Source organism: Flavobacterium sp. LK-23 (genome assembly GCF_058135255.1).
Genome location: NZ_JBYUVT010000010.1, coordinates 104,388 through 125,379 on the forward strand (window position 1 = coordinate 104,388; position 20,992 = coordinate 125,379).

General features: G+C 35.5%; 12 protein-coding genes. 6 read left to right on the plus strand and 6 right to left on the minus strand.

The window, feature by feature from the left end; translation table 11 throughout:
• Positions 1 to 5: 5 nt before the first annotated feature.
• From AC3Y25_RS15705 to AC3Y25_RS15715, 3 genes are all read right to left on the minus strand, one after another.
• Complete coding sequence (locus AC3Y25_RS15705; RefSeq protein ID WP_427874243.1) at positions 6 to 818, minus strand: SDR family oxidoreductase; 813 nt, start codon at positions 816 to 818, stop codon at positions 6 to 8.
• A gap of 146 nt (positions 819 to 964) precedes the next feature.
• Complete coding sequence (locus AC3Y25_RS15710; protein ID WP_489903374.1) at positions 965 to 1,627, minus strand: bifunctional 4-hydroxy-2-oxoglutarate aldolase/2-dehydro-3-deoxy-phosphogluconate aldolase; 663 nt, start codon at positions 1,625 to 1,627, stop codon at positions 965 to 967.
• 3 nt (positions 1,628 to 1,630) lie between these two features.
• Positions 1,631 to 2,080, minus strand: a complete 450-nt coding sequence (locus AC3Y25_RS15715; protein WP_489903375.1) for a NanQ anomerase/TabA/YiaL family protein — start codon at positions 2,078 to 2,080, stop codon at positions 1,631 to 1,633.
• 184 nt (positions 2,081 to 2,264) lie between these two features.
• Here AC3Y25_RS15715 and AC3Y25_RS15720 point away from each other — a divergent pair, with 184 nt between their 5' ends.
• Positions 2,265 to 3,272: a substrate-binding domain-containing protein gene (locus tag AC3Y25_RS15720; protein WP_489903419.1), complete on the plus strand. Its 1,008-nt coding sequence runs from the start codon at positions 2,265 to 2,267 to the stop codon at positions 3,270 to 3,272.
• A gap of 206 nt (positions 3,273 to 3,478) precedes the next feature.
• On the opposite strand, the gene AC3Y25_RS15725 is transcribed toward AC3Y25_RS15720, so the two are convergent.
• Complete coding sequence (locus AC3Y25_RS15725) at positions 3,479 to 4,648, minus strand: BT3233 family polysaccharide utilization protein (protein ID WP_489903376.1); 1,170 nt, start codon at positions 4,646 to 4,648, stop codon at positions 3,479 to 3,481.
• A gap of 214 nt (positions 4,649 to 4,862) precedes the next feature.
• On the opposite strand from AC3Y25_RS15725, the gene AC3Y25_RS15730 reads away from it, so the two are divergent.
• The 5 genes from AC3Y25_RS15730 to AC3Y25_RS15750 all read left to right on the plus strand — a co-directional run bounded on the left by AC3Y25_RS15730 (position 4,863) and on the right by AC3Y25_RS15750 (position 17,223).
• Complete coding sequence (locus AC3Y25_RS15730; RefSeq protein WP_489903377.1) at positions 4,863 to 5,507, plus strand: HAD family hydrolase; 645 nt, start codon at positions 4,863 to 4,865, stop codon at positions 5,505 to 5,507.
• 606 nt (positions 5,508 to 6,113) lie between these two features.
• The gene (locus AC3Y25_RS15735; protein WP_489903378.1) at positions 6,114 to 9,041 is read left to right on the plus strand and encodes a triple tyrosine motif-containing protein; all 2,928 of its coding nucleotides are present in this window, start codon (positions 6,114 to 6,116) and stop codon (positions 9,039 to 9,041) included.
• Between the two features lie 286 nt (positions 9,042 to 9,327).
• Positions 9,328 to 12,639 carry a family 16 glycosylhydrolase gene (locus AC3Y25_RS15740; protein WP_489903379.1) on the plus strand — a complete coding sequence of 1,104 codons (3,312 nt, stop codon included), beginning with the start codon at positions 9,328 to 9,330 and terminating at the stop codon, positions 12,637 to 12,639.
• A gap of 125 nt (positions 12,640 to 12,764) precedes the next feature.
• Positions 12,765 to 15,419: a beta-1,3-glucanase family protein gene (locus AC3Y25_RS15745; protein ID WP_489903380.1), complete on the plus strand. Its 2,655-nt coding sequence runs from the start codon at positions 12,765 to 12,767 to the stop codon at positions 15,417 to 15,419.
• A gap of 178 nt (positions 15,420 to 15,597) precedes the next feature.
• Positions 15,598 to 17,223, plus strand: coding sequence for a glycosyl hydrolase family 18 protein (locus tag AC3Y25_RS15750; protein ID WP_489903381.1), 1,626 nt, complete (start codon positions 15,598 to 15,600; stop codon positions 17,221 to 17,223).
• A 278-nt stretch (positions 17,224 to 17,501) separates the two neighbouring features.
• On the opposite strand, the gene AC3Y25_RS15755 is transcribed toward AC3Y25_RS15750, so the two are convergent.
• Together AC3Y25_RS15755 and AC3Y25_RS15760 are read right to left on the minus strand one after the other, a co-directional pair.
• Entirely contained in the window at positions 17,502 to 19,433 is a 1,932-nt protein-coding gene (locus AC3Y25_RS15755; protein WP_489903382.1) for a metallophosphoesterase, read from the minus strand.
• A gap of 487 nt (positions 19,434 to 19,920) precedes the next feature.
• On the minus strand, positions 19,921 to 20,979 hold the full coding sequence (locus AC3Y25_RS15760; RefSeq protein ID WP_489903383.1) for a phosphatidylinositol-specific phospholipase C1-like protein: 1,059 nt from the start codon (positions 20,977 to 20,979) through the stop codon (positions 19,921 to 19,923).
• Positions 20,980 to 20,992: the final 13 nt, after the last annotated feature.

Consider the following 20,992-nt stretch of genomic DNA (forward strand, 5'->3'; position numbering starts at 1 on the left):
TAGTTTTAAATGCTTGTTGCAGCAAATCCGCCGTCAACTTTTAAGATAGTTCCTGTTACGAATTTTGACATATCGCTGCATAAAAATAAAAGCGCACCGTCAATATCTTCTGGAGTTCCAAATCTTCCCATTGGCGTATGATCGATAATTTTTTCGCCTCTCGGAGTCAGCTTTCCTTCTGGAGTTAGCAATAAAGCGCGGTTTTGTTCGCCAATAAAGAATCCAGGAGAAATAGCATTTACACGAAGTCCTTCTCCATATTTTTGAGCCAATTCAACCGCCATCCATTGTGTAAAATTGTCGATTGCCGCTTTTGAAGCCGAATATCCCACAACTCTCGTTAAAGGTCTTTGTGCCGAAGCCGATGAAATATTGATGATGTTTCCTGATTTCTGTTTCGCAAAAAGTTCGGCAAAAACCTGAGTTGGAAGCATTGTTCCGATAATATTCAAATCGATAACTTTTTGCAGATCATCGCTTTTCATATCGTAAACCGCTTGATCAGGCTGAATCGTTGCGCCCGGCATATTTCCGCCCGCGGCATTAATTAGAATATCAAGACGTCCGTATTTTTCAACAATAAAATCTTTGGCTTTTTCTATTTCTTCCTTATTTAAAACATTCGCTTGAACTGCAAAGCCTTGTCCGCCGTTTGCTTCGATTGCTTTTACTGTGTTTTCGGCTTTTTCCAATGATTGCGAAACGATTCCGACAATTACGCCTTGTTGTGCCAAGGTATTTGCAAATCTGCTTCCTAGAACTCCAGCACCACCTGTTATTAAGGCAATTTTTCCTTTTAAATTAAATATTGAATCCATTTTAATTTCTAATTTTCAATACTTTAAATTCCAAATTCCAATTTGGAAATAAAGTACATTTTTGTATAATTAATTTTTACTTTTTTGATTTATTTAGCCCCATCAGTTCGTATTGAGTTTGGAATTTGGGTTTTTAAATTTGGAATTTAACTTTTGATTGTTTCTATCAAATCCAAAACCTTTTTGGTTTCCTTTTCGATTGTCTCGTAAGCACCATATTCCATTACTTCTTTGCTAATTAATTTGCTTCCCATTCCCACAGCAGACACACCCGCGTTAAACCAAGTTTCAATGCTTTCGCGTGTTGTATCAACGCCTCCAGTTGGCATAAAAATTAAGTTTGGAAAAACATCTTTGATGGCACTCATAAAATCTGGCCCTAAGATGTTTCCAGGGAAAAGTTTAATAAATTTTACTCCTGCATTTTCGGCTGCGATAATTTCAGTTGGAGTCATGCAGCCTGGAGCGTATAAAACTTCTTTGGAAATTAAAAACGAAGCAATTTCAGGAACAAATCCTGGGCTTATAAAAAAGTCAGCTCCTGTTAAATGATACGTTTCTGCTTGCGCTAAATTTTTGATGGTTCCAATTCCTAAAAGCATTCCTGGCATTTCCGCGTTTCTTACTTCAATCATTTTTTTGAAATTGGAAAGCGCTTCTGGACCACGGCTTGTATATTCTACTGCTCTAATTCCAGAGTTATAAAGTGTTCTTAAAATCGTGATGCTTTTGCTTTCGTCTGCATTAAAATACAATGGAAGCATTCCTTGTTTTACAATGACATCAATCGAATTCTGAATAGTGCTCATGACTTATATTTTTACTTTAATAACGATTTTTTTCAGTGTTCCTTCGCCAATCATTGCGGTATGAACATCTTCTGGAAACAGAATAGCGAATTGTTTTTCCTGCATTTCAAAAAAAGTATCTGGTGCATCATGGAAAAATCTAACGTCTCTTTCATCGCTGTAGTCGCCATTCGGATTCACGCATTTTTCTCTCGGTTTCCATGCAAAAGTTTCGGGTCCTTTAATCGAAATTTGAATATCGATGTTTTTATCATGACATTCAAATCCTTTTATGGCTTCTTCTTTTGTATTTCCTTGTTCAACAATTACAATTAGTTTTAAACCTTCTCCAATTTCAAAAGCGCCTTCTTCAAGATTGGCAATGTCATTCTGATTTACATAATCAAAAGCTTTTTTGAAATTTGGATGCAGACCGTAGTATTTTGGTGCATTTTGTAATGAGTCTAGTATCATTTTAATTGATTATTATTTTTATTTTTCAGTGTTATATGTATATTTGCGTGTACGCACACGGTGTTTTACAAATGTATGCAAAAAGTGATGTAAAACAACTTATTTTTAATAAAATAAATTAATTTTAACCGACTGCTTTTATTTTTTTAACTTAAAAAGAATCAATATCATAACAATTAAAAAAATTGCCGAACTAGCTAATATTTCTGCCGGAACCGTCGACAGGATTATACACAAACGCGGACAAGTAGCACAGGAGACCGTAGATAAGGTTAATGCAATAATTGAAGAGTTTGGTTATACCCGAAATATTTTGGCAAGTAATCTAGCACTGAACAAAAAGTTTCATTTTGCAGTTTTCCTTCCAAAATCGGAAACTTTAGAATATTGGAAAAGTCAGACGGACGGAATAGAAAAAGCAGCTTTGGAATTCAGTAAATTCGGAATCGTATTGGATTATTTTTTCTACGATTATAATTTGGCATCGTTTAAAGAATCGGCTCAAAAAGTATTGGAATTTGATTGCGATGGTTTGTTGTTTGCACCAATTTTTTACGAAGATTCTGTTCAGTTTTTAAAGGAATATGAAAAAAAGAATATTCCGATTGTGATGATTGATTCGAATATTTCTGAAGAAAACGAACATGCTTATGTAGGGCAAGATGCTTTTCAGAGCGGTTATTTGGCCGGAAGATTAATTAGTTTTGCGGTGAAAAATGAGCGACAAGTTTTAATTTTTAAGATTACGAGAGAAATCGAAAGTACTTCTGTGTATCAGCAACGTATAAAAGGTTTCTATTCGTATTTTCAAGACCACGATGAATTGACCAATTTTAAATTTTCTGAATTTACCTTAAAAGATTCAGGAATCGATCAATTGAGTTTAGAAATGTTTTCTGGTGTAAACAGTGTTTTTGTACCCAATTCCCGAGCGTATATTGTTGCCGAATTTTTAGAAAAAAACAATATAAAAGGTGTTCGAATTATTGGTTTTGATTTATTGAAAGAAAACATTGAATACTTAAATAAAGGCGTAATTGATTTTTTAATCAATCAAAGACCCGAAGATCAAGGTTATATGGGTATTAATTATTTGTATAAGAAATTGGTTCTACAGGAAGAGACGGAGCGAACGCATTATATTCCGTTGGAGATTATTTTGAAGGAGAATTATTTTCCTGTTAGGAAGTAAAGTTTAGAGTTATACCTGACAGGTTTTTAAAACCTGTCAGGTATTGTTACACAATTACAAATAGGTTTGATATCATAGCCCGTGGTTTCAACCACGGGAACACAATAATGCGTAATATCAATTCGTTTCCCGTGGTTTCAACCACGGGCTATGTTTAATTAAGAAAACAAAAACTTTGATTCTTAGAGTCTTAGTGGCAAAAAAAATCACTTTTTAATCTTCACAATCAAAGGATTATTAATCTTTTCCGCAAAAGAGCTTAAATATTTTTCCCATTCTTGTTTAGTTTGAAACGGACTTCCTTTTTTCCACCCAAAACCGACATAATAAATGGCTTTATTGTTCTTAACCACAATATTTCCGTACAGATTACTTAGATCTTTTTCGTCTGTAACATGATTGTCAAAGCTAAGCAAAGTATTTTTTGGAGCCACAAGACCAATACCAATTTCAGAATCGTCGATTGGCTCCCAATAACTTAGCCAGCCTTCTTTTACATTTGTTCCGATTGTTCCTTTTTTATCATGAAGCGTTAATCCGGTAGCAATTTGCTTGGTTCCCGTAATATTGATTTCAAAGCGAGAAAGCTGACTTCCGTAATCTAAACTGATTAATTTTGATTCGGTTATTTTATTGCCTTTTGCGTCCCAATCGGCATAAGTCAGAATAAAACTCGTTCTGATAGGCCCTGTTGTAATGGTTTTCCATCTGATGAAATTTTTAGAGAAATAATATTTTCCATCTACATTTACGGCAATTCCACCCACACCTCGGCTGTCACCTACGTGAAAGTTATCCAGACCTTCTCCAGTATCTTTATGATACGTTCCGGTTCCGTTTGTGGCTTTTTCGTACCATTTATTAATTATTGGATAATCTACTCTTTTTAGCCAAGCATCGATTCCGCTGGTTAGAGTACCTCCAGGAATTTTATCTTCAACCATTTTTTGAGCCACTGGCCCGTAAGTTCTAAAAGCTACTTTGTTGTTTTCCCAAGCATAATCGTCTGTACGTTCTGGAACAAATCGAGAGTAGCAGCTAACTACTTTTGAAGCATTTGGATTTGTTCCAACTAATACTTCAAAATCCTGTTTAGAAGCAGCTTTGATTTTGGGCTGAAAAAGCAAAACATCTGCATTTCCATCGCCATCATTATCTACGGTTTGAGTTTCTAAGAAAGTATTACTGCTAATGTCTTTTACGGCATAGTTTTCAAGTCTCGAATCGGCATTTAATCCAAGGGACTTTTTAGTCAATTCGATGGTTTCAAATTCTCTGTCCACTTTTAAAGAGTTGGAAATTGTGATGATTTTATTCTGAGAAAAAGCTGTAAAATGGGCTGTCAGAATGGTTATGATAAAAAGATGTTTTTTCAAAATTCTTCGTTTTTTAATATTTCAAAAATTAGGTTTGATAGGATTATAAAAGTACAAATCAAAACGGAATTGAAAATACAGAATAGGAGTAATTCTGTACAGAAGTTTGAAAATGAGCAGAAAAGCTTTATGAAAGAACTAGATTATTTTTTGTAATTTACATTTCCTGATTTTGACTTTAGGAGAATTTATAAATAAATGAAAATCAATAGAAATGGTTAAATGCATAATTTTCGATTGTGACGGAGTATTGGTCGATACTGAGAAAATCGGTAACGGAATATTGTTGTCAATGGCGCAAGAACACGGATTCGAAATGGAATTGGAAGATGCGTATCGCTATTTCAATGGCCGAAATCTCAAAGATTGTTTCAGACATATTGAAGAAGCAATCGATCAGAAACTTCCAGAAAATTTTGAAACAGAATATCGCGAAAAGAGTTTTGAAGCTTTTAAAACTAAGGTAAAACCAATGGAAGGAATTGTTGATTTTATCCGAAATATCGAAAAATTAAAAATTCCATATTGCGTTGCCTCTAGCGGACCAGTAGATAAAATTCGTTTGAATCTTGAAGTGGCTGGATTGCTGGATAGATTCGAAGATAGAATATTCAGTTCGTATCAAATTGGGAGCTGGAAACCCGAACCAGGAATATTTCTTCACGCTGCTGCAGTAATGGGTTTTGAGGTAAAAGAATGCATTGTTTTAGAGGACAGTAAAGCTGGCGTTAAAGCCGGAATTTCGGGAGGATTTAAAGTTTATGGTTTTGCGAATGGTTTCAATAATGATGATTTAGAAGAAGAAGGAGCAGAGCTTTTTTATACTTACAAGGAGCTAAGCGAGAAACTGGGATTTTGAGTTTTTGTTTTAGGTTTGTTTTGTTTCAAGTTTCAAGTTTTAAAATAAACCCGACAGGTTTTTAAACCTGTCGGGTTTATTTTATAAAAAAAATATTCCGTTAGGAATATCTGGTCGGTAGAAAAATAAAAACGCATTTGCACAGTGTCCTGTAGGGACACCTATTTTGTGAAATGAATTTTATTTGCGTATTCAAACGTTCCTACGGAACGTGTACCTCCGAATCTAATTAAAAAAATCTACCAACCAGACATTCCTACGGAATGAATAACATCTTTTTGAACCTTGTCATAGTTCAATTATCAAATTACCACATTCTCTAATTACCACATTCTCTAATTACCACATTCTCTAATTATCAAATTCTCTAATTGCCACATTTTCTAATTATCAAATTCTCTCATTAAAATGTAATTTGTTGCATTAAAATAAATTTTTATATATTTGAGTTTCGACATTCTCTTTTTTGGTTTGGTAATATTGAATAATTGTTATTACTACATTTAAAAAGGAATGTTTTTTTACCTAGAAAATGGCTTTTCCCAAAGAGTCTTTTTTAGGCAGTGATTTCCCAAAGTCACTTACTAACCTACAGACACAAACAGAATGATGAAATTTAAAACTAGAATTTTACTTCTATTCCTATTATTTTCTCCAATTATCCATTCCCAAATTAAAAAGATTGGTGTTCCTTTTATAGCCAATTATAGTCCGAAGACCTATAAAGCTGCGTCAGAAAATTGGGATGTTTTGCAAGATTCCAAAGGCATGATGTTTTTTGCCAATCATTTTGGTGTTATGCAATTCGACGGTGTGCGTTGGGCGATTGTAACACAGCCAGAAAACCGAAGCATGGTGCGGTCGATGACAATTGATAAAAGCGATAAAATGTATGTGGGTGCGCAAGGTGATTTCGGGTTTGTGATTCAGCTTCCAAATGGGCAATATCAATATACTTCTTTAGTAAAACTGCTTCCTAAATCGGCTCGAAATTTTGGGGATGTACTTCATACGGTCATTCGAAATAATGAAGTTATTTTTTTCTCTTACGAAAGGATTTTTATTTACAAAAACAATACAATCAAGGTAATTAATGCCAAAACCTCTTTTGATGATTTCTTCGAAGTGGGAAAAGAAATCTATGTTACAGGCAATGGAAAAGGATTATTAAAGCTGAAAGGAAATGATTTAATTCCAGTTGAAAATAGCCAGCAGTTTGTTGGATTGCAGGTTCGAAAGATTTTTCAAACCAAAAATGGACTTTTAGTTTTAACTCAAAAAAATGGTCTTTTTACTTTCAATCAAAATCAAATAAAACCATTTATAACCGAAGTTGATCCTTTATTAAAACAAAATCAGATTTCGGCAGGAATTGAACTTTCGGACGGTTATTTAGGAATCGGAACCCGTCAATCGGGGTTGATAGTTATTGATAGTGAAGGACATTTGATTCAGCATATTGACAAACAATTGGGACTTCAAAACGAATATGTGACCAATTTTAAAATCGATAAGGAAGGCAATCTGTGGGTCACACTCAAAGGCGGAATTTCATTAATTCAGATTTCATCTCCTTTATCAAAAATTATAGATAGTTCTAATTCTGAAACCAAAATTTACTGCAGTCAGATTTATCAGAATAAATTGTATATCGGTACAGACAATGGTGTGTTTTGGCTCGATTGGGAAGCTTATAAAAGCGGAAAAAGAGAAAATGTAACGTTTCAGTATGTTTCTGGAATGTCTGAAAATGTTTGGAATGTGGGAGTTTTTGGCAATTCGTTGTTAGCATTTGAAAAAAATGGCATATTTGAAATCAGTGGAAATTCCGCGAAAGCGTTAGCCAAAATTGATGGTGCTTGGCAAGGAATCCTAATCCCGAATCATCCTGATTTACTTCTTGTTGGCGGTTATACCGGATTGTACCTTCTAAAACAAATAAACGGTTCGTGGGTTTTTCAGCATCGAATAAAAGGGTTTGAAGAAAGCAGCAGAATTATGGAAACTGATAAACAGGGAAACATTTGGATTGCGCACGGTTATAAAGGAATTTATAAATTGAAATTTAATGCAGTATATGATTTGGTTACTGATATTCAGTTTTATAATGACAAAAATGGATTTCCGTCGAGTTTGTTTTTGAATACCTTTAAAATCGATAATCAGATTTTGTTTGGAACCACAAAAGGCGTTTACACACAAGATGTATATTCAAAAAAAATGATTCCAGATCCCGTTTTCAAGAAATATTTGGGATTAGAAAATCATATCCGATTATTAAAACCAGATCAGCAGGATAATATATGGTACATTTCTGGTGAGAATACAGGAAAAATGAGCAAACAGAAAAACGGAAGTTTCAAGACAGAAGAACTTTCCTTTCGAAAACTTCGATACCTATATGTTCCTGGATTTGAAAATATACAGACGACAAAAAGCGGTGATGTTTTTTTTGGTACACAAGAAGGTTTAATTCATTATAGCGCCATTAAAAACAAGAAATATCAAACAAAATATAAAGCCGTTATTTCTGAGGTAAAATGTATTTTTCCGAAAGACAGTCTGCTGTATTCCAGCCGTTATGATGTGCTGCCAAACAAAACGGGATCAATAAATGATAAACTTTCGACTGTATTGTCTTATTCTAATAATGCGCTCCATTTTTCTTTTGCATCGCTTTGTTTTGAAGATGCCGATGCAACAAAATACGAATATTGGTTGGAAGGTTTTGAGCCGACATGGTCAGATTATAGTCTTCAGACCGAAAAAGAATATACCAATTTGCCTGAAAACGAATATGTTTTTCATGTAAGGGCAAAAAATATGTATGATGTGGTCAGCGAAGAAGCTGTTTTTCGATTTGAAGTTTTACCGCCTTGGTACAGAACTTTTTGGGCATACTTATTTTATTTTACGCTTTATAGTATTGTAATTTATTTAATTGTGAGATATCAGAAATCTGTTGCTGAGCGTCAACGCCATCAATTAATAGAGAATCAGGAACGAGAATTGCTTCGAAGCCGTGCGGAACTTAACGAACAGAAACTGACGTTCGAACAACAGAATATGGCTATTGTGCGAGAGAATCTGGAAACGACGATAAATCTTAAAAATGCTAAAGTAGCTTCAAATACAGTTAATTTGATTCATTTAAATGAAATTCTACTTTCTATTAAAGAATTGATCGGACAGATTGATAAGAAAAATGATCCGAATATAAACTTTAGCCTGTTGACGAAAATCAATAAATTAATTGACCACGAATTGCAGGGAGACAAACATTGGAATGAATTTGAAGAAATCTTTAATCAATTGCATGATAATTTTATGCAGCGACTAAAATCGAGTTACCCAGAATTGACTCCGCGCGATATGCGATTGTGTGCGTATTTGCGAATGAACTTCAATACAAAAGAAATTGCTCCGCTTTTAGGAATTTCTGTTCGTGGTGTTGAAGATACCCGTTATCGCATTCGTAAAAAATTGCAACTTCCATCAGATACAAACATCACCGAATTTATTCTCAATTTTTAATTTTTTTCATTTAAGTGAAATTTTAAGTGATTTTATGCATTTCATCGATGATTTGTTACATTTCTTCGATAGTACCGTAGTCAAACCGTACTCCAAAATGTAAGTCTTGCCTGATTTTTTAGTTAATATTGCTTTGTTATTGTCGGAAAATACAAACTATTTTTTTTAAATGGTTTTTATTGAAGAAATAACATTTACTAACTAAAACCTATTTAAAATGAAGCAAAAAGACTTTTTTTTCGGCCGACCACCGAAAAGCAATTCCTATTTATTAAAACAATTTTGCGTGGCAGTTTTATTTCTACTGCTGCCATTTCTTAAAACCCAAGCCCAATGTAATACATTGGTCTGGTCTGATGAATTTAATGGCACTACGGTAGATTTGACCAAATGGCAAAGCATCTCAGGAAATGGCTGTCCGTCGCTCTGTGGATTTGGAAATGCCGAAGCACAGCGTTATGATCCGAATCAGGCGACAATTGTAAAAGAAGGTGCAAACAGCTATTTGAACATTCAGGCAAAGTATGAGCCGAATGCTTCATTTCCAGATCAGCCTTATGCTTCTTCAAAATTGACTACAGAAGGAAAGTATTCTTTAAAATATGGCAGGGTTGAAGCCCGTATGAAGTTATCTAATGGGCAGGGAGCATGGCCAGCTTTTTGGATGCTTCCTGTAAACGGGAACTGGCCGTATACTGGTGAAATTGATATTATGGAAGCCAAACACAGAAATCCGCAATCTGTAGACGGAACGATCCATTATGATGGAAACGGATATCATTTTACAGGCAGAAGCTACAGTTCTCCAACAGATTTATCTTCAGATTTTCATGTTTATGCGGTAGAATGGGGACCAAATTTTATCAAATGGTTTGTTGATGATGTTTTATTTCATACCGCAACTCCAAATACGACCGTTAATGGCGGATGGCCTTTTAACGATAGTCAGTTTTATATCATTTTAAACCTTGCTGTTGGTAGTGCAGGAACACCTTATACCAGTGTAAATGGAGCGGGAGTAGCGCCAGTTCCGGGTGATTTCCCAGCAAAATTACAAGTCGATTATGTTCGGGTTTACGATGGGAGTTTTAAATATGCGGTAAGTGGCGATAACAAAGTTTACCAAAATGAAACTAGTAAAACCTATTCTGTAAATGCAATTGCGGGGGCGACCTATAACTGGACTGTTCCAGCGGGAGCAACAATTGCATCAGGACAGGGAACAAATTCAATTACTGTAAATTGGGGAACTTCTGGAGGAGATGTTTCTGTAGCTGCAACAGTTTCTGGCTGTAATGTCAATACTTACAAACTGGCTGTTACAACTGAGCCAGCATTGCCAGTTGAAAAAATACATGAAGATTTCCAGAGTAATCGAAATGTATTGTATCCTGTAAAAACGGGAGTTTTGACAGAAGCTGTTGCGAATCCTTCAGCTACAGGAATTAACACTTCTGCTTTAGTTGGAAAATATGTTCGAAATTCTAGTGAATTGTATGATGTTTTGAATATTAGAAACGTAACCATTACCAACGCGAACGATTATGTTTACGGAAGAAAAAGACTTTCGTTTGATATTTATACTTCGGCTCCTGTTGGAACAAAAATTTCGATGCAGTTAGAAAACAGCAATGTTACGACGGCAACCAATTATCCTTCGGGAAGACATAGCGGTTTTAAAGCTACTACAACAGTTCAGAACAAATGGGAAACAATTGAATTTGAGTTTGAAAAAGTAATCGATCCAAATACGAGCGCATTGGCGATTAATAATGTTGTGATTCTTTTTGAATCGAATTCTAATTCTGGAGCGACGTATTATTTTGATAATCTGCTAACAAAAGCAGCGCCAGAGAAACCGATTATTGCCACAGATGTTTTGCAAAATTATGATGGAGCAAATAAAATTATAAAAGGAACTACAACAGGAACGTATTCTGTTGTGGCAAATCCGGGTTCGAATGCTGTTAACTCATCTGCAAATGTAGCGAAGTACGTTCGAAATGCATCAGAACAGTATGATGTGCTTTTCTTTAATACACAAACTTCGATTGAAGATGCAGGATTATTCAAAAGTCAAACCAATAAAATTATGATTGATGTTTATACAACGGCGCCAATTGGTACAGTTGTAAGCATGAATTTTGAAAATAGCGCGACTTCGCTTCCAGCCAATTATCCGACAGGAAGAAATAGTAATTATGTAGCCATTACAACCAAACAAAACCAATGGGAAACATTAACTTTCTATTACAATTCAAGTCCAGATGCAGGAACTTCGAATCTGGCAGTAAATCAAATGGTTTTATTGTTCAATTCGGGTTCGTACACAAGCGATACCTATTATTTTGATAATATTAGAATTGGATCGACTAAGCTTCCAGATACTTTTACGCCTGGTGTTGTGTATGAAGATTATCAAACGATTCACAATATTACATTTAGAGATGCTATTGGAACGTATACAGCAAACACAGCAAATCCAAATGCAAGCGGAATCAATACTTCTTCGAATGTTGGAAAATACGTTCGCAAATCAACGGAGTTGTATGATAATTTCTCGTTCAATACGACTTTAAACAACATTGGTGATTTTAAAGCGGGAACAAAAAAGTTTGCAATGGATGTTTACACTTCTGCTCCAGTTGGATCTATTATTTCTTGGCAGGCAGAAAGCAGCGCTTCGGTTCCGTCCAATTATCCTGTTGGAAGACACAGTATTTATCAGGGAGTGGTAAAACAAAGTAACGCTTGGCATACGATTACTTTTACGTATGTAAGCACGCCAGACGCTTCGACTCCAGATAATGATGTCAACCGTTTTGTTTTCTTGTTTGAACCGGGAACCAATTCTGGAAACACCTATTATTTTGATAATCTGAGAGCTTTAAATTTAGTCTCTACACAAACTCCAAATGTGAATTTAGCTTTGGCTAAAACAGCAACGGCTTCGACATTAGAAAATCCGACTTTTACTGCAAACCAAGCAACAGATGGAGATGGAGGTACAAGATGGGCGAGTTCTTTTGCCAATGCAACCGAATGGATTTATGTTGATTTAGGAAGCAATTATACGCTTAACAGAGTAGTTTTAAAATGGGAAGCTGCTTATGCAACTCAGTACAAAGTACAGCTTTCTACAGATAATGTTTTCACAGAAAATGAAACTATCAATACACAAACGGCAAGCGATGGCGGAACGGATGATTTGGCCGTAAGCGGAACAGGAAGATATCTTCGCATTTTATGTACAGCAAAAGCTTTGGCTCCTTACGGATATTCATTGTATGAAATTGAAACTTATGGATCTTCGTCAACGGCTAGAATGGCTTTGAATGTTGCAGAAGAGCCTCAGGAAGAAGAAACTGTTTTTGCAGTCTATCCGAATCCGACAACAAACTATGTTCAAGTTTCATCTCCTGAAAACTTAGACAATAAAGTGATCACGATCTATGATAACTCTGGAACTTTGATTTTACAGAATAAACCTCAAGGAAATGAAAGTGTAATTGACGTGAGTAAACTTCGCAGAGGAATCTATATTCTGAACTTCAAATCAGATCAAAAGAGTTGGAGTAAGAAGTTAATTAAGAAATAATTTTTAAATCCGTTGGGTGCAATTCAAGGAGGGCAGACCAGTTGCACCTGGCGGATTATTTAGTCATTTTCAAATGACTTTAGTTTTAGAATCTAATTATTATGTAACCCCAAAATTATTTAGATATGAATAAAATTAGACTTCAAAGATTTTCTTTTTTGATGACGCTTTTTTTAGTGTTTTCAAGCCTAATGCATGCTCAAGGGCCTGTACCATTTACAATTAGTAATAATTCGACGTTTGCAGACAGCGATTTATATGTTGCGATTGTAGGAATCGATTATACCACAGGAAACCACGTTTGGGTCAATGCCAAAACAAGTCAGGTTTTACCAATGAATGCATCTTACAATACGGTTACAGGACCCACTTATGGTGGAAATACTGGGCCAGGACAAAATTCTAAATATGCGGCATGTTTTACAAAACTGAGCGAAATTCCAAACAAAACCTTCACTTTGCCATTAATTGCTGGGTGTCGAGTTTTTATTTCAAAAGGTTCACAATTGTACTTTTATTTTTTTGGAGCAAGCGGAGCACCGTCGGGATATGCATCGCCAAATCCGCAGAACGCAACAGATCCAAATCAGGGAATTTTGTATGAAATGATTGAATTGACTAACAATCAATATGGTTTCTTCGGAAATCCAACAAGAGTTGATTCATACAAATATCCAATGGGATTGGAATTGTTTGGTGCCAACGGATATCAAAAGAAAGTGGGAGACTTGAAAAAACATGCTGATATTGTTGCGGCTTTTAAAGCGAATGTTCCAGCAGAATTTCAAGGCTGTGTTAACGATGCAACGGGAGAAATTACAGCGCCGTCTAAAACTGCAGCTTACGCCGAAGGATCAGGGCCATACGCAAATTATTTAAAATCATATATCGATGCGATTTGGAATAAATACAAAAATGAAGATTTGATCTTTTACGCAGGAGATGCGGGAGTTTTTAAAGGAAGAGTTATTGGAGAACAACTAGAAATGGTGGGACAATCTGGTGCTTTTGTCGGAAGAACAGGGCGTGTTCAAAACCGACCAACAACGCAAGAAGCACTTGAAGGAAAAGGTGTTTTGGACAGAAGATTAGTTGATGGAGATTTAGACTTAGTAATTCAGGCTCAGTTAACAGCAGCGATCAACCGACATGTGGTAAATACTACAACAGCAAATCCGGGACAGCAAAATTGGTACGATGCATCGAAATATTATCAAGTAAATCCAACCAATCATTATTCTAAATTCTGGCATTTACCAGGAATTAATATTGATAATTTGGCTTACGGATTTGCTTATGATGATGTTGCCGATCAGTCGCCATCACTTCATTCGCCACAACCAACAAAAGTTATAGCAACATTTGGAGGTTATTATGGACTTACTACGCCTTCAGTTCTAGCTACAACAGATGTAATCACTGTTTATAAAGATTGTAACTACACAGGTTTTTCTGGCGGATTAACAATTGGAGATTATAATCTGGCTCGTTTAAATTCTTTAGGCGTTTTAAACGATGATATTTCTTCGCTTAAAATTACTCAGGGGTATCAGGCGATTTTATATCAAGATGATAATTTCGGCGGAGCTTCAACTGTAATCAATTCTGATAATTCTTGTTTGAATACCACTTGGAATGATAAAGTAAGTTCAATCAGAATTATTGCAAACGGAACGACAACTTTAGGCAATCAAACTTTCTTTCTTCAAAACAGAAACAGCGGTTTGTATATGGATGTTTGGAATTCGAGTATGTCAAACGGAGCAGGAATCAATCAAGGTGCTTTGAATTCTGGAAACAATCAGAAATTTACTTTCACGCATTTAGGTGATGGAATGTATAAAATCATTGCGAACCACAGCGGAATGTCAATGGACATTAATAACTTCAACAAAGCAAATGGCGCAAGAGTAGAGCAGTATCCATACAATGCTACAACAAATCAGCAGTTTATTTTGGTTGCAACAGGCGATGGCTATTATAAAATTGTTGCCCGTCATAGCGGAAGAATTGTTGAGGTAGCAGGAGCAAGTACAGCTTCTGGAGCAATTGTACAGCAATGGGATAATAATAACCAGACTTGCGGACAATGGAAGTTAGTTCCAGCAACAAGTTCACAGACTTCAGTATTGATTCAAGCAGAAGATTACTCAGCAATGAGCGGTATTCAAGTTGAAGCGACTACAGATACAGGTGGAGGTTCAAACGTTGGTTATACAGAAACAGGGGACTGGCTGGCGTATAACAATATTAATTTCCCAACAACTGGTTCTTATTTAATTGAATATCGAGTAGCAAGCGGTGTTACGGGCGGAAGATTATCTTCTGATTTGAATGCTGGAGCTGTCGTTTTAGGAAATGTTGATATTCCGAATACGGGAGGTTGGCAAAATTGGCAAACCGTTTCTCAGACTGTAAATGTAAATGCAGGAACATATAATTTCGGAATCTACATTCAGAATACAGGAATGAATATCAACTGGATTAAAATTACAAAAGTAGCAGGAGGAGCAGCAAGAATGGCTTCAGTCGAAACTGTTGAAGAACCAGCTGAAACTGTTTTAAATGTTTATCCAAGTCCAGTTGAAAATACGTTATATGTAACAACAGATCTTTCTGGAGGAAGTGTAAAAATAGTTGATTCGCAAACAGGATCTACTGTAGCATCTCAAAAAATCAACAACAATAGTTTTGATGTTTCGCATCTAAGAAAAGGAATCTATTTTATAGTTTTTGAGAAAGATGGCAAACAAACGATCAAGAGATTCATAAAAAAATAGTTTTAAAAAGTGATTTCAGGCTTTAGATTTTAAACAATAATGTAGTAGTGTTAGTTCTACGAAATTAGATTGCAAATCAAATCTAAAATCTAAAGTCTGAAATCTAAAATAAAAAAAATATACAACTCAAATAACCGTCCCATGTTTACGAGTTTATTAATCTATTAAAACAATTATTATGAAAAACAATTACAAAAGAATGCTGCAGAAATGCATGATTATTTTAGTCTTAGTCGCTTTTAATTTAGCGACAGCCCAGAAAAAAGTGATAGCTTACATTCCGAATTGGATTGATTTGAATGCTTTTTCAAGTACAATTCAGTACAGTAAATTAACGCATATTAATATTGCTTTTGAAAATCCTGATGCCAACGGATATTTAAGTTTTAATTCAGGAAGTAATGCCATCATTAACGCGGCACATGCTCAAAACGTAAAAGTTTTTGTATCGCTTGGAGGTGGTTCTGTTTCTGAAGGCGGACCAATTCGTGATAATTATTTCAATTTAATTACGCCAGCCAACAGAACGGCTTTCATTCAGAAGATTTATGATTATGTCGTGGCTCATAATTTTGATGGAGTAGACGTAGATCTAGAAGGTCCAGCAATTAATGGAGATTACGGCGGATTTGTGATTGCTTTGGCTAATAAATTGCATGCCAATGGCAAATTGATTTCAGCAGCACTTTCAGAAGGATATGGTGGTGCCAATGTACCTTCATCTACTTTTGCAGCTTACGACTGGATCAATATCATGGCTTATGATGCAACAGGGCCTTGGGCACCCAATAATCCGGGACAGCATTCCCCATACAGTATGGCGGTAAACCAGTTTAATTATTGGACAGGAAGAGGCTTGCCTGCAAGTAAAGCTATCATCGGACTTCCGTTTTATGGCTATGGTTTTGGTGCTTCGGCAAATCAGGGAATTTCTTATGCTAATATCGTAGCGCAATATCCAGGAGCGGAGAATCTAGATCAAGTTGGAAATACGATTTATTATAACGGAATTCCAACTATCAAACAAAAAACGACTTTTGCGATTCAAAACGCAGGCGGAGTTATGATTTGGGAATTGTCTCAAGATGCAACAGGATCTAAATCTTTACTGACAGCCGTTAATCAGGTTATTACAGGAAGTAATCCTCCAGTAACTGGAACTACAATTCAGGCTGAAAATTATAATACCATGAGCGGTGTTCAAACCGAAGCAACAACCGATACAGGTGGTGGATTAAATGTTGGATATTGCGACACAGGCGACTGGATGGCTTATTACAATATTAATTTTTCAACTTCTGGTTCTTATCAAATAGAATATCGAGTGGCAAGTGCAGTTACAGGCGGAAGATTATCATCTGATTTAAATGCAGGAACTATTCAGCTTGGTGCTATAAATGTGCCAAATACAGGAGGATGGCAAAACTGGCAGACGATTACTCAAACTGTAAATGTAAATGCTGGAACGTACAATTTCGGGATATATGTTCAGAACACAGGTTTTAATATAAACTGGTTTAGAATTACAAAATCAGGTTCAACGGCTAAATCTGCTCCTGCAAGTTCAGAACAATCAATTGCGAGTTTAGAAATTTATCCGAATCCGACTGAAAGTCAGCTTTTCTTCAGCACAGAGGTTTCTGGCGGAAATGTAAATGTAATCAATACAGAAGGCGGTGCGACTGTTTTTTCTCAAACAGTAAATAATAACAGCATTGATGTTTCGACTTTAAGAACAGGAATTTATCTTATTTCGGTAGAGAAAAACGGAATAAAAACGGTAAGACGTTTTATTAAAAAATAATCCTAACCCATTTGCCATAATGGTTTTAGATGCATTAAATTTTAGGTTTTAATGTGATGAAAAGGGCTGTCTATTTGGACGGCCTTTTTTTATAATGAGAGTTTAAATTTAACCGCAAAGAGCGCTAAGGTTTACGCAAAGAGCGCAAAGTTTTTTAAGACTAAATTTTATAAAATAAAAAAGTTCGCAAAGCTTTAGGTTTAGCTTTGCGAACTTTGCGTTTTTAATAGGTTTGCAGAGATAAAAAACTTTGCGTGCTTTGCGGTTAAAAAAGAGAATCACTTCAAACTCTTAATCACGCCATTTTTCAAATCAACTGTAAAATGATCTGCTGGAACTTCGTGCATGAATTTATTGAAGATGATTAGGAATAACTTCATCTGTTTTTGGAGCGGAGTATCTTTTGAAAGATCGGCTTTGGAACCTTCTAAAAATAAATCAGACAAAACTTTATATTCTTTTGCTCTTTGAATTCCAACATCAGCCAAAGCCAATTCATCTGCACTTCTAAAACGATAAAAATCAACTAGAAGATCATAACCCGTCCAATTAAAGTTTTCTTTTTTGAGATTATTCTGAGTTAGGATTTTTTCCGATTTAGCTTCAGCTTCTTTCAATTCCTTTTGAAACTGTTCTTTATTTTTTAGAATAAAATCAAAATCTTTATCCGATTGCATGTTGGCTAAAACCAATAAATCTTTTGCAGAAACATTCAATATAAAATCTTTGAAAGCAGAAGGCCAATCGTCTTTTAAGAATCGAAGGCGAACTAATTCTTTTAAATGAAAATCGGTAAAATCATGATAGTTTTTCGTTTTTAAAATATCAATATTCCAAATGTCTTGCGTGTTCTGACTTTCCAAAAACTGATATTCCATTTTGTATAAATCAAAAAGTTCATTGTATCGCGGAACATTGTCAATAGTAATGGTTTGAATATCTACGAGATTATCTTTTTTGAAAGTCAATAATTTGTAAGCGGGAATATAAGCCGCAAGCGATGGCGTCTGAATATTAACCAAAGTATTTCCTTTTGCTGAAGTTCTAACTCCCGTATCGTTGATATGCATATGACCTCCAAAATGAATTTTAAGCCCTGCATCTGCAAAAACTTGTGCTACTTCTTCGACAGGAACACGGTTTAATTGCCATTTGTTTGGACCAAGCAATTCTTTTATTTCTGCGGAAGCATCATCATTAAAATCAATCATTGGAAAATGACTGAAAGCGATTAAAGTTTTTCCTTGTTTTTTGGCTTCCGCCGAAATAGTTTCAACCCATTTTATAAGATGTCTTTTGTTCGAAAGCACATTATTGTAACCTGTGCTGGCTTCGCTGTAATTCTTAGAATCTTTTTCCGCGGAAGCATTTTTCTTTGGAATATAAACATTTCCGTCAATTGCCATTAGCCAAAGTCCATCGATTGGTTCTACTACATAACTAACATCTGGAACTTCGTAACCTGTGGCTACTTCATACACGCGATTCTCCAATTTCGCACTTTCTAAAGCCTTTTCGAATGTATAATTCTTGCTTGAATAAGTAGAAAATGGAGTTGCCCAGAATTTGTATTTTTTATTCGGATGAAAACCAAAATTCTGAAGCTGATCTGTAATTCCTAAATAACCCATTTTAGCAATATCGGCGGTAACAACTACGGGCTGTTCGGTGTTTAAATTGGGCTTATAAAGGCCGTCTTTGCTAAAAATGGGCTGACTTTTACCATTATTTCCTAAGAAATCTTCTTTTCCTGATTCTTGAGCAAATGGCCCAACCGGATCATGATTTCCTGTGGTGATGAAGAATTCTACTCCGTACTTTTTGGTGTATTGTTCTAATATTTTGGCTAATCCGCGAACGTGAATTGGCTGTCCGTCATCGGTATAATCTCCAGGAAGTGCGACGTATTTGATTTTTCGCTTAGCGATATCTTCTAAAGCTGCTATAAAGGCAAAATAATTTTCATTGAATATTCGAGTAGAATGCAGCTGAGATGACATCGTTCGCACCAAAATATATTCTCCCGTTTTCGGATTTATAACGCCTTTATAATCTGAATCTGAAAATCTTCCGAATAGATCCTGTAGATGTACATCTGATAAAAATGCGATTTGCGTTCCGTTGAGGTTTTTTACTTTTTGTGCTGATGCTACGTTATTGTAAAAAACTATCAGCGAGATTATGTATAATATTATAAATTTTGAATTCATAGGTATTGTTTTTTTTAACCGCAAAGAGCGCTAAGATTTATGCAAAGTTCGCAAAGGTTTTTGAGTATGATTTATAAAATAAATAAGGTCGCAAAGCTTCGTGGATTTTATGTTTTTAAAAAGAATAATTATCAAACATAGCCTGCGGTTTCAACCGCAGGAGCACAATGTATATCATCGCCCTGTCTACATTTCTAAACGAGCATCATGCATGTTTTCTCCCTGAGCTTTCCCGCGGTTGAAACCGCGGGGACACAAGGTATATCGTCTCTCTGAGCGTTCCCGCGGTTGAAACCGCGGGCTATATTTACAAACTACATACATAAAGCTTTGCGAACTTTGCGTTTATAAACATAACCTTAAATAAAAATCTTCGAACTTTGCGTAACTCTTTGCGCTCTTTGCGGTTAAAATTATTATTATTTCAATTTTCAGGTTTCCCGTTCCAGAAATAACTTGAAACTTGAAACCTGAAACAAAAAAAAAACTATTTTCCAGTAACAGGATTATTTCTAACATAACTTCCATCATCGTATTTAATTTGGTACGGTGAATTAAAGAAAGTGCTTGGAAGATAATAATCGGTTGTGATGATTTGTGCGCCTGATTTTTTAGCTGCTTCAAAATGCGAATAATCGTTGGCACGCGCTTCTTTGGTGTCAGAATCTGCTCTTGTTCTTATTAAGTATCCCTTTTTTACTAAATCTTCAATCTGTGGATCTTCAGAATTATTTCTGAATAAAGCTGCGGCTTCTGGTTTTCCGGGTTCGGCGTTAATGAAAACGGCGCGTCCCTTAAGGGACGGATGATTCAATGCGTACAAATCTCTTTTTGCGCCGTTATTATCTAATAAGAATAAAAATCGTCCTTTTGCTTCTTTTAAAGTTGGCCAGTTGTCATGCAAAACGGCTTCTTCGAGTGTTTTATATTTTCCTCGCACCATATCTGGCGTAATCAATTTGTCTTTTCCTAATTCTTTTCGAATTACTTTATCCATTTCATCAAAAACGGATGCAGTGAAATCTTCTGGTTTTGTTCCGAAGAAATTAGCATCGCCGTCTTTTGGTTCTAAAGTGATAAAAACTGGAATATGATTTGGATTGGCATCTGACCACTTTTTCAATTCCTGAAGACAGATTTCAAAAGTGTAGCAAGAAGTTCTAAAATCGATATCCGGCATGTGGAAAACCTTAAAACCTGGTTTTTTCATTAATCCATCTGGATCGTAGGCTTCTTCAGATTTTGCAATATCTAAACCTTTCGGATGAGTATATTTTCCGCCTTTCGCGTCAGCAAAAATATCGATTTCCAGATTGCGCAGACCTTTGTTTAATTGATCTGTAATACTGATGTGAGTGTATTGCAAGCCTTTAAGCGAACGAGAAGTATCTCGTGCTTGAATCGTATTGTATAAATCAGTTTCGATTGCATGACGGTAGCTGTTATGCGATCCGATAACCTGAATCTGGTTTATTTTCAGATTGTCGTTTTGGGTCTGGGCGCTTAAAGCTCCTGCTAATAATAAAGTGAGCAAAAATGGTTTCATAATTCTAAAATGT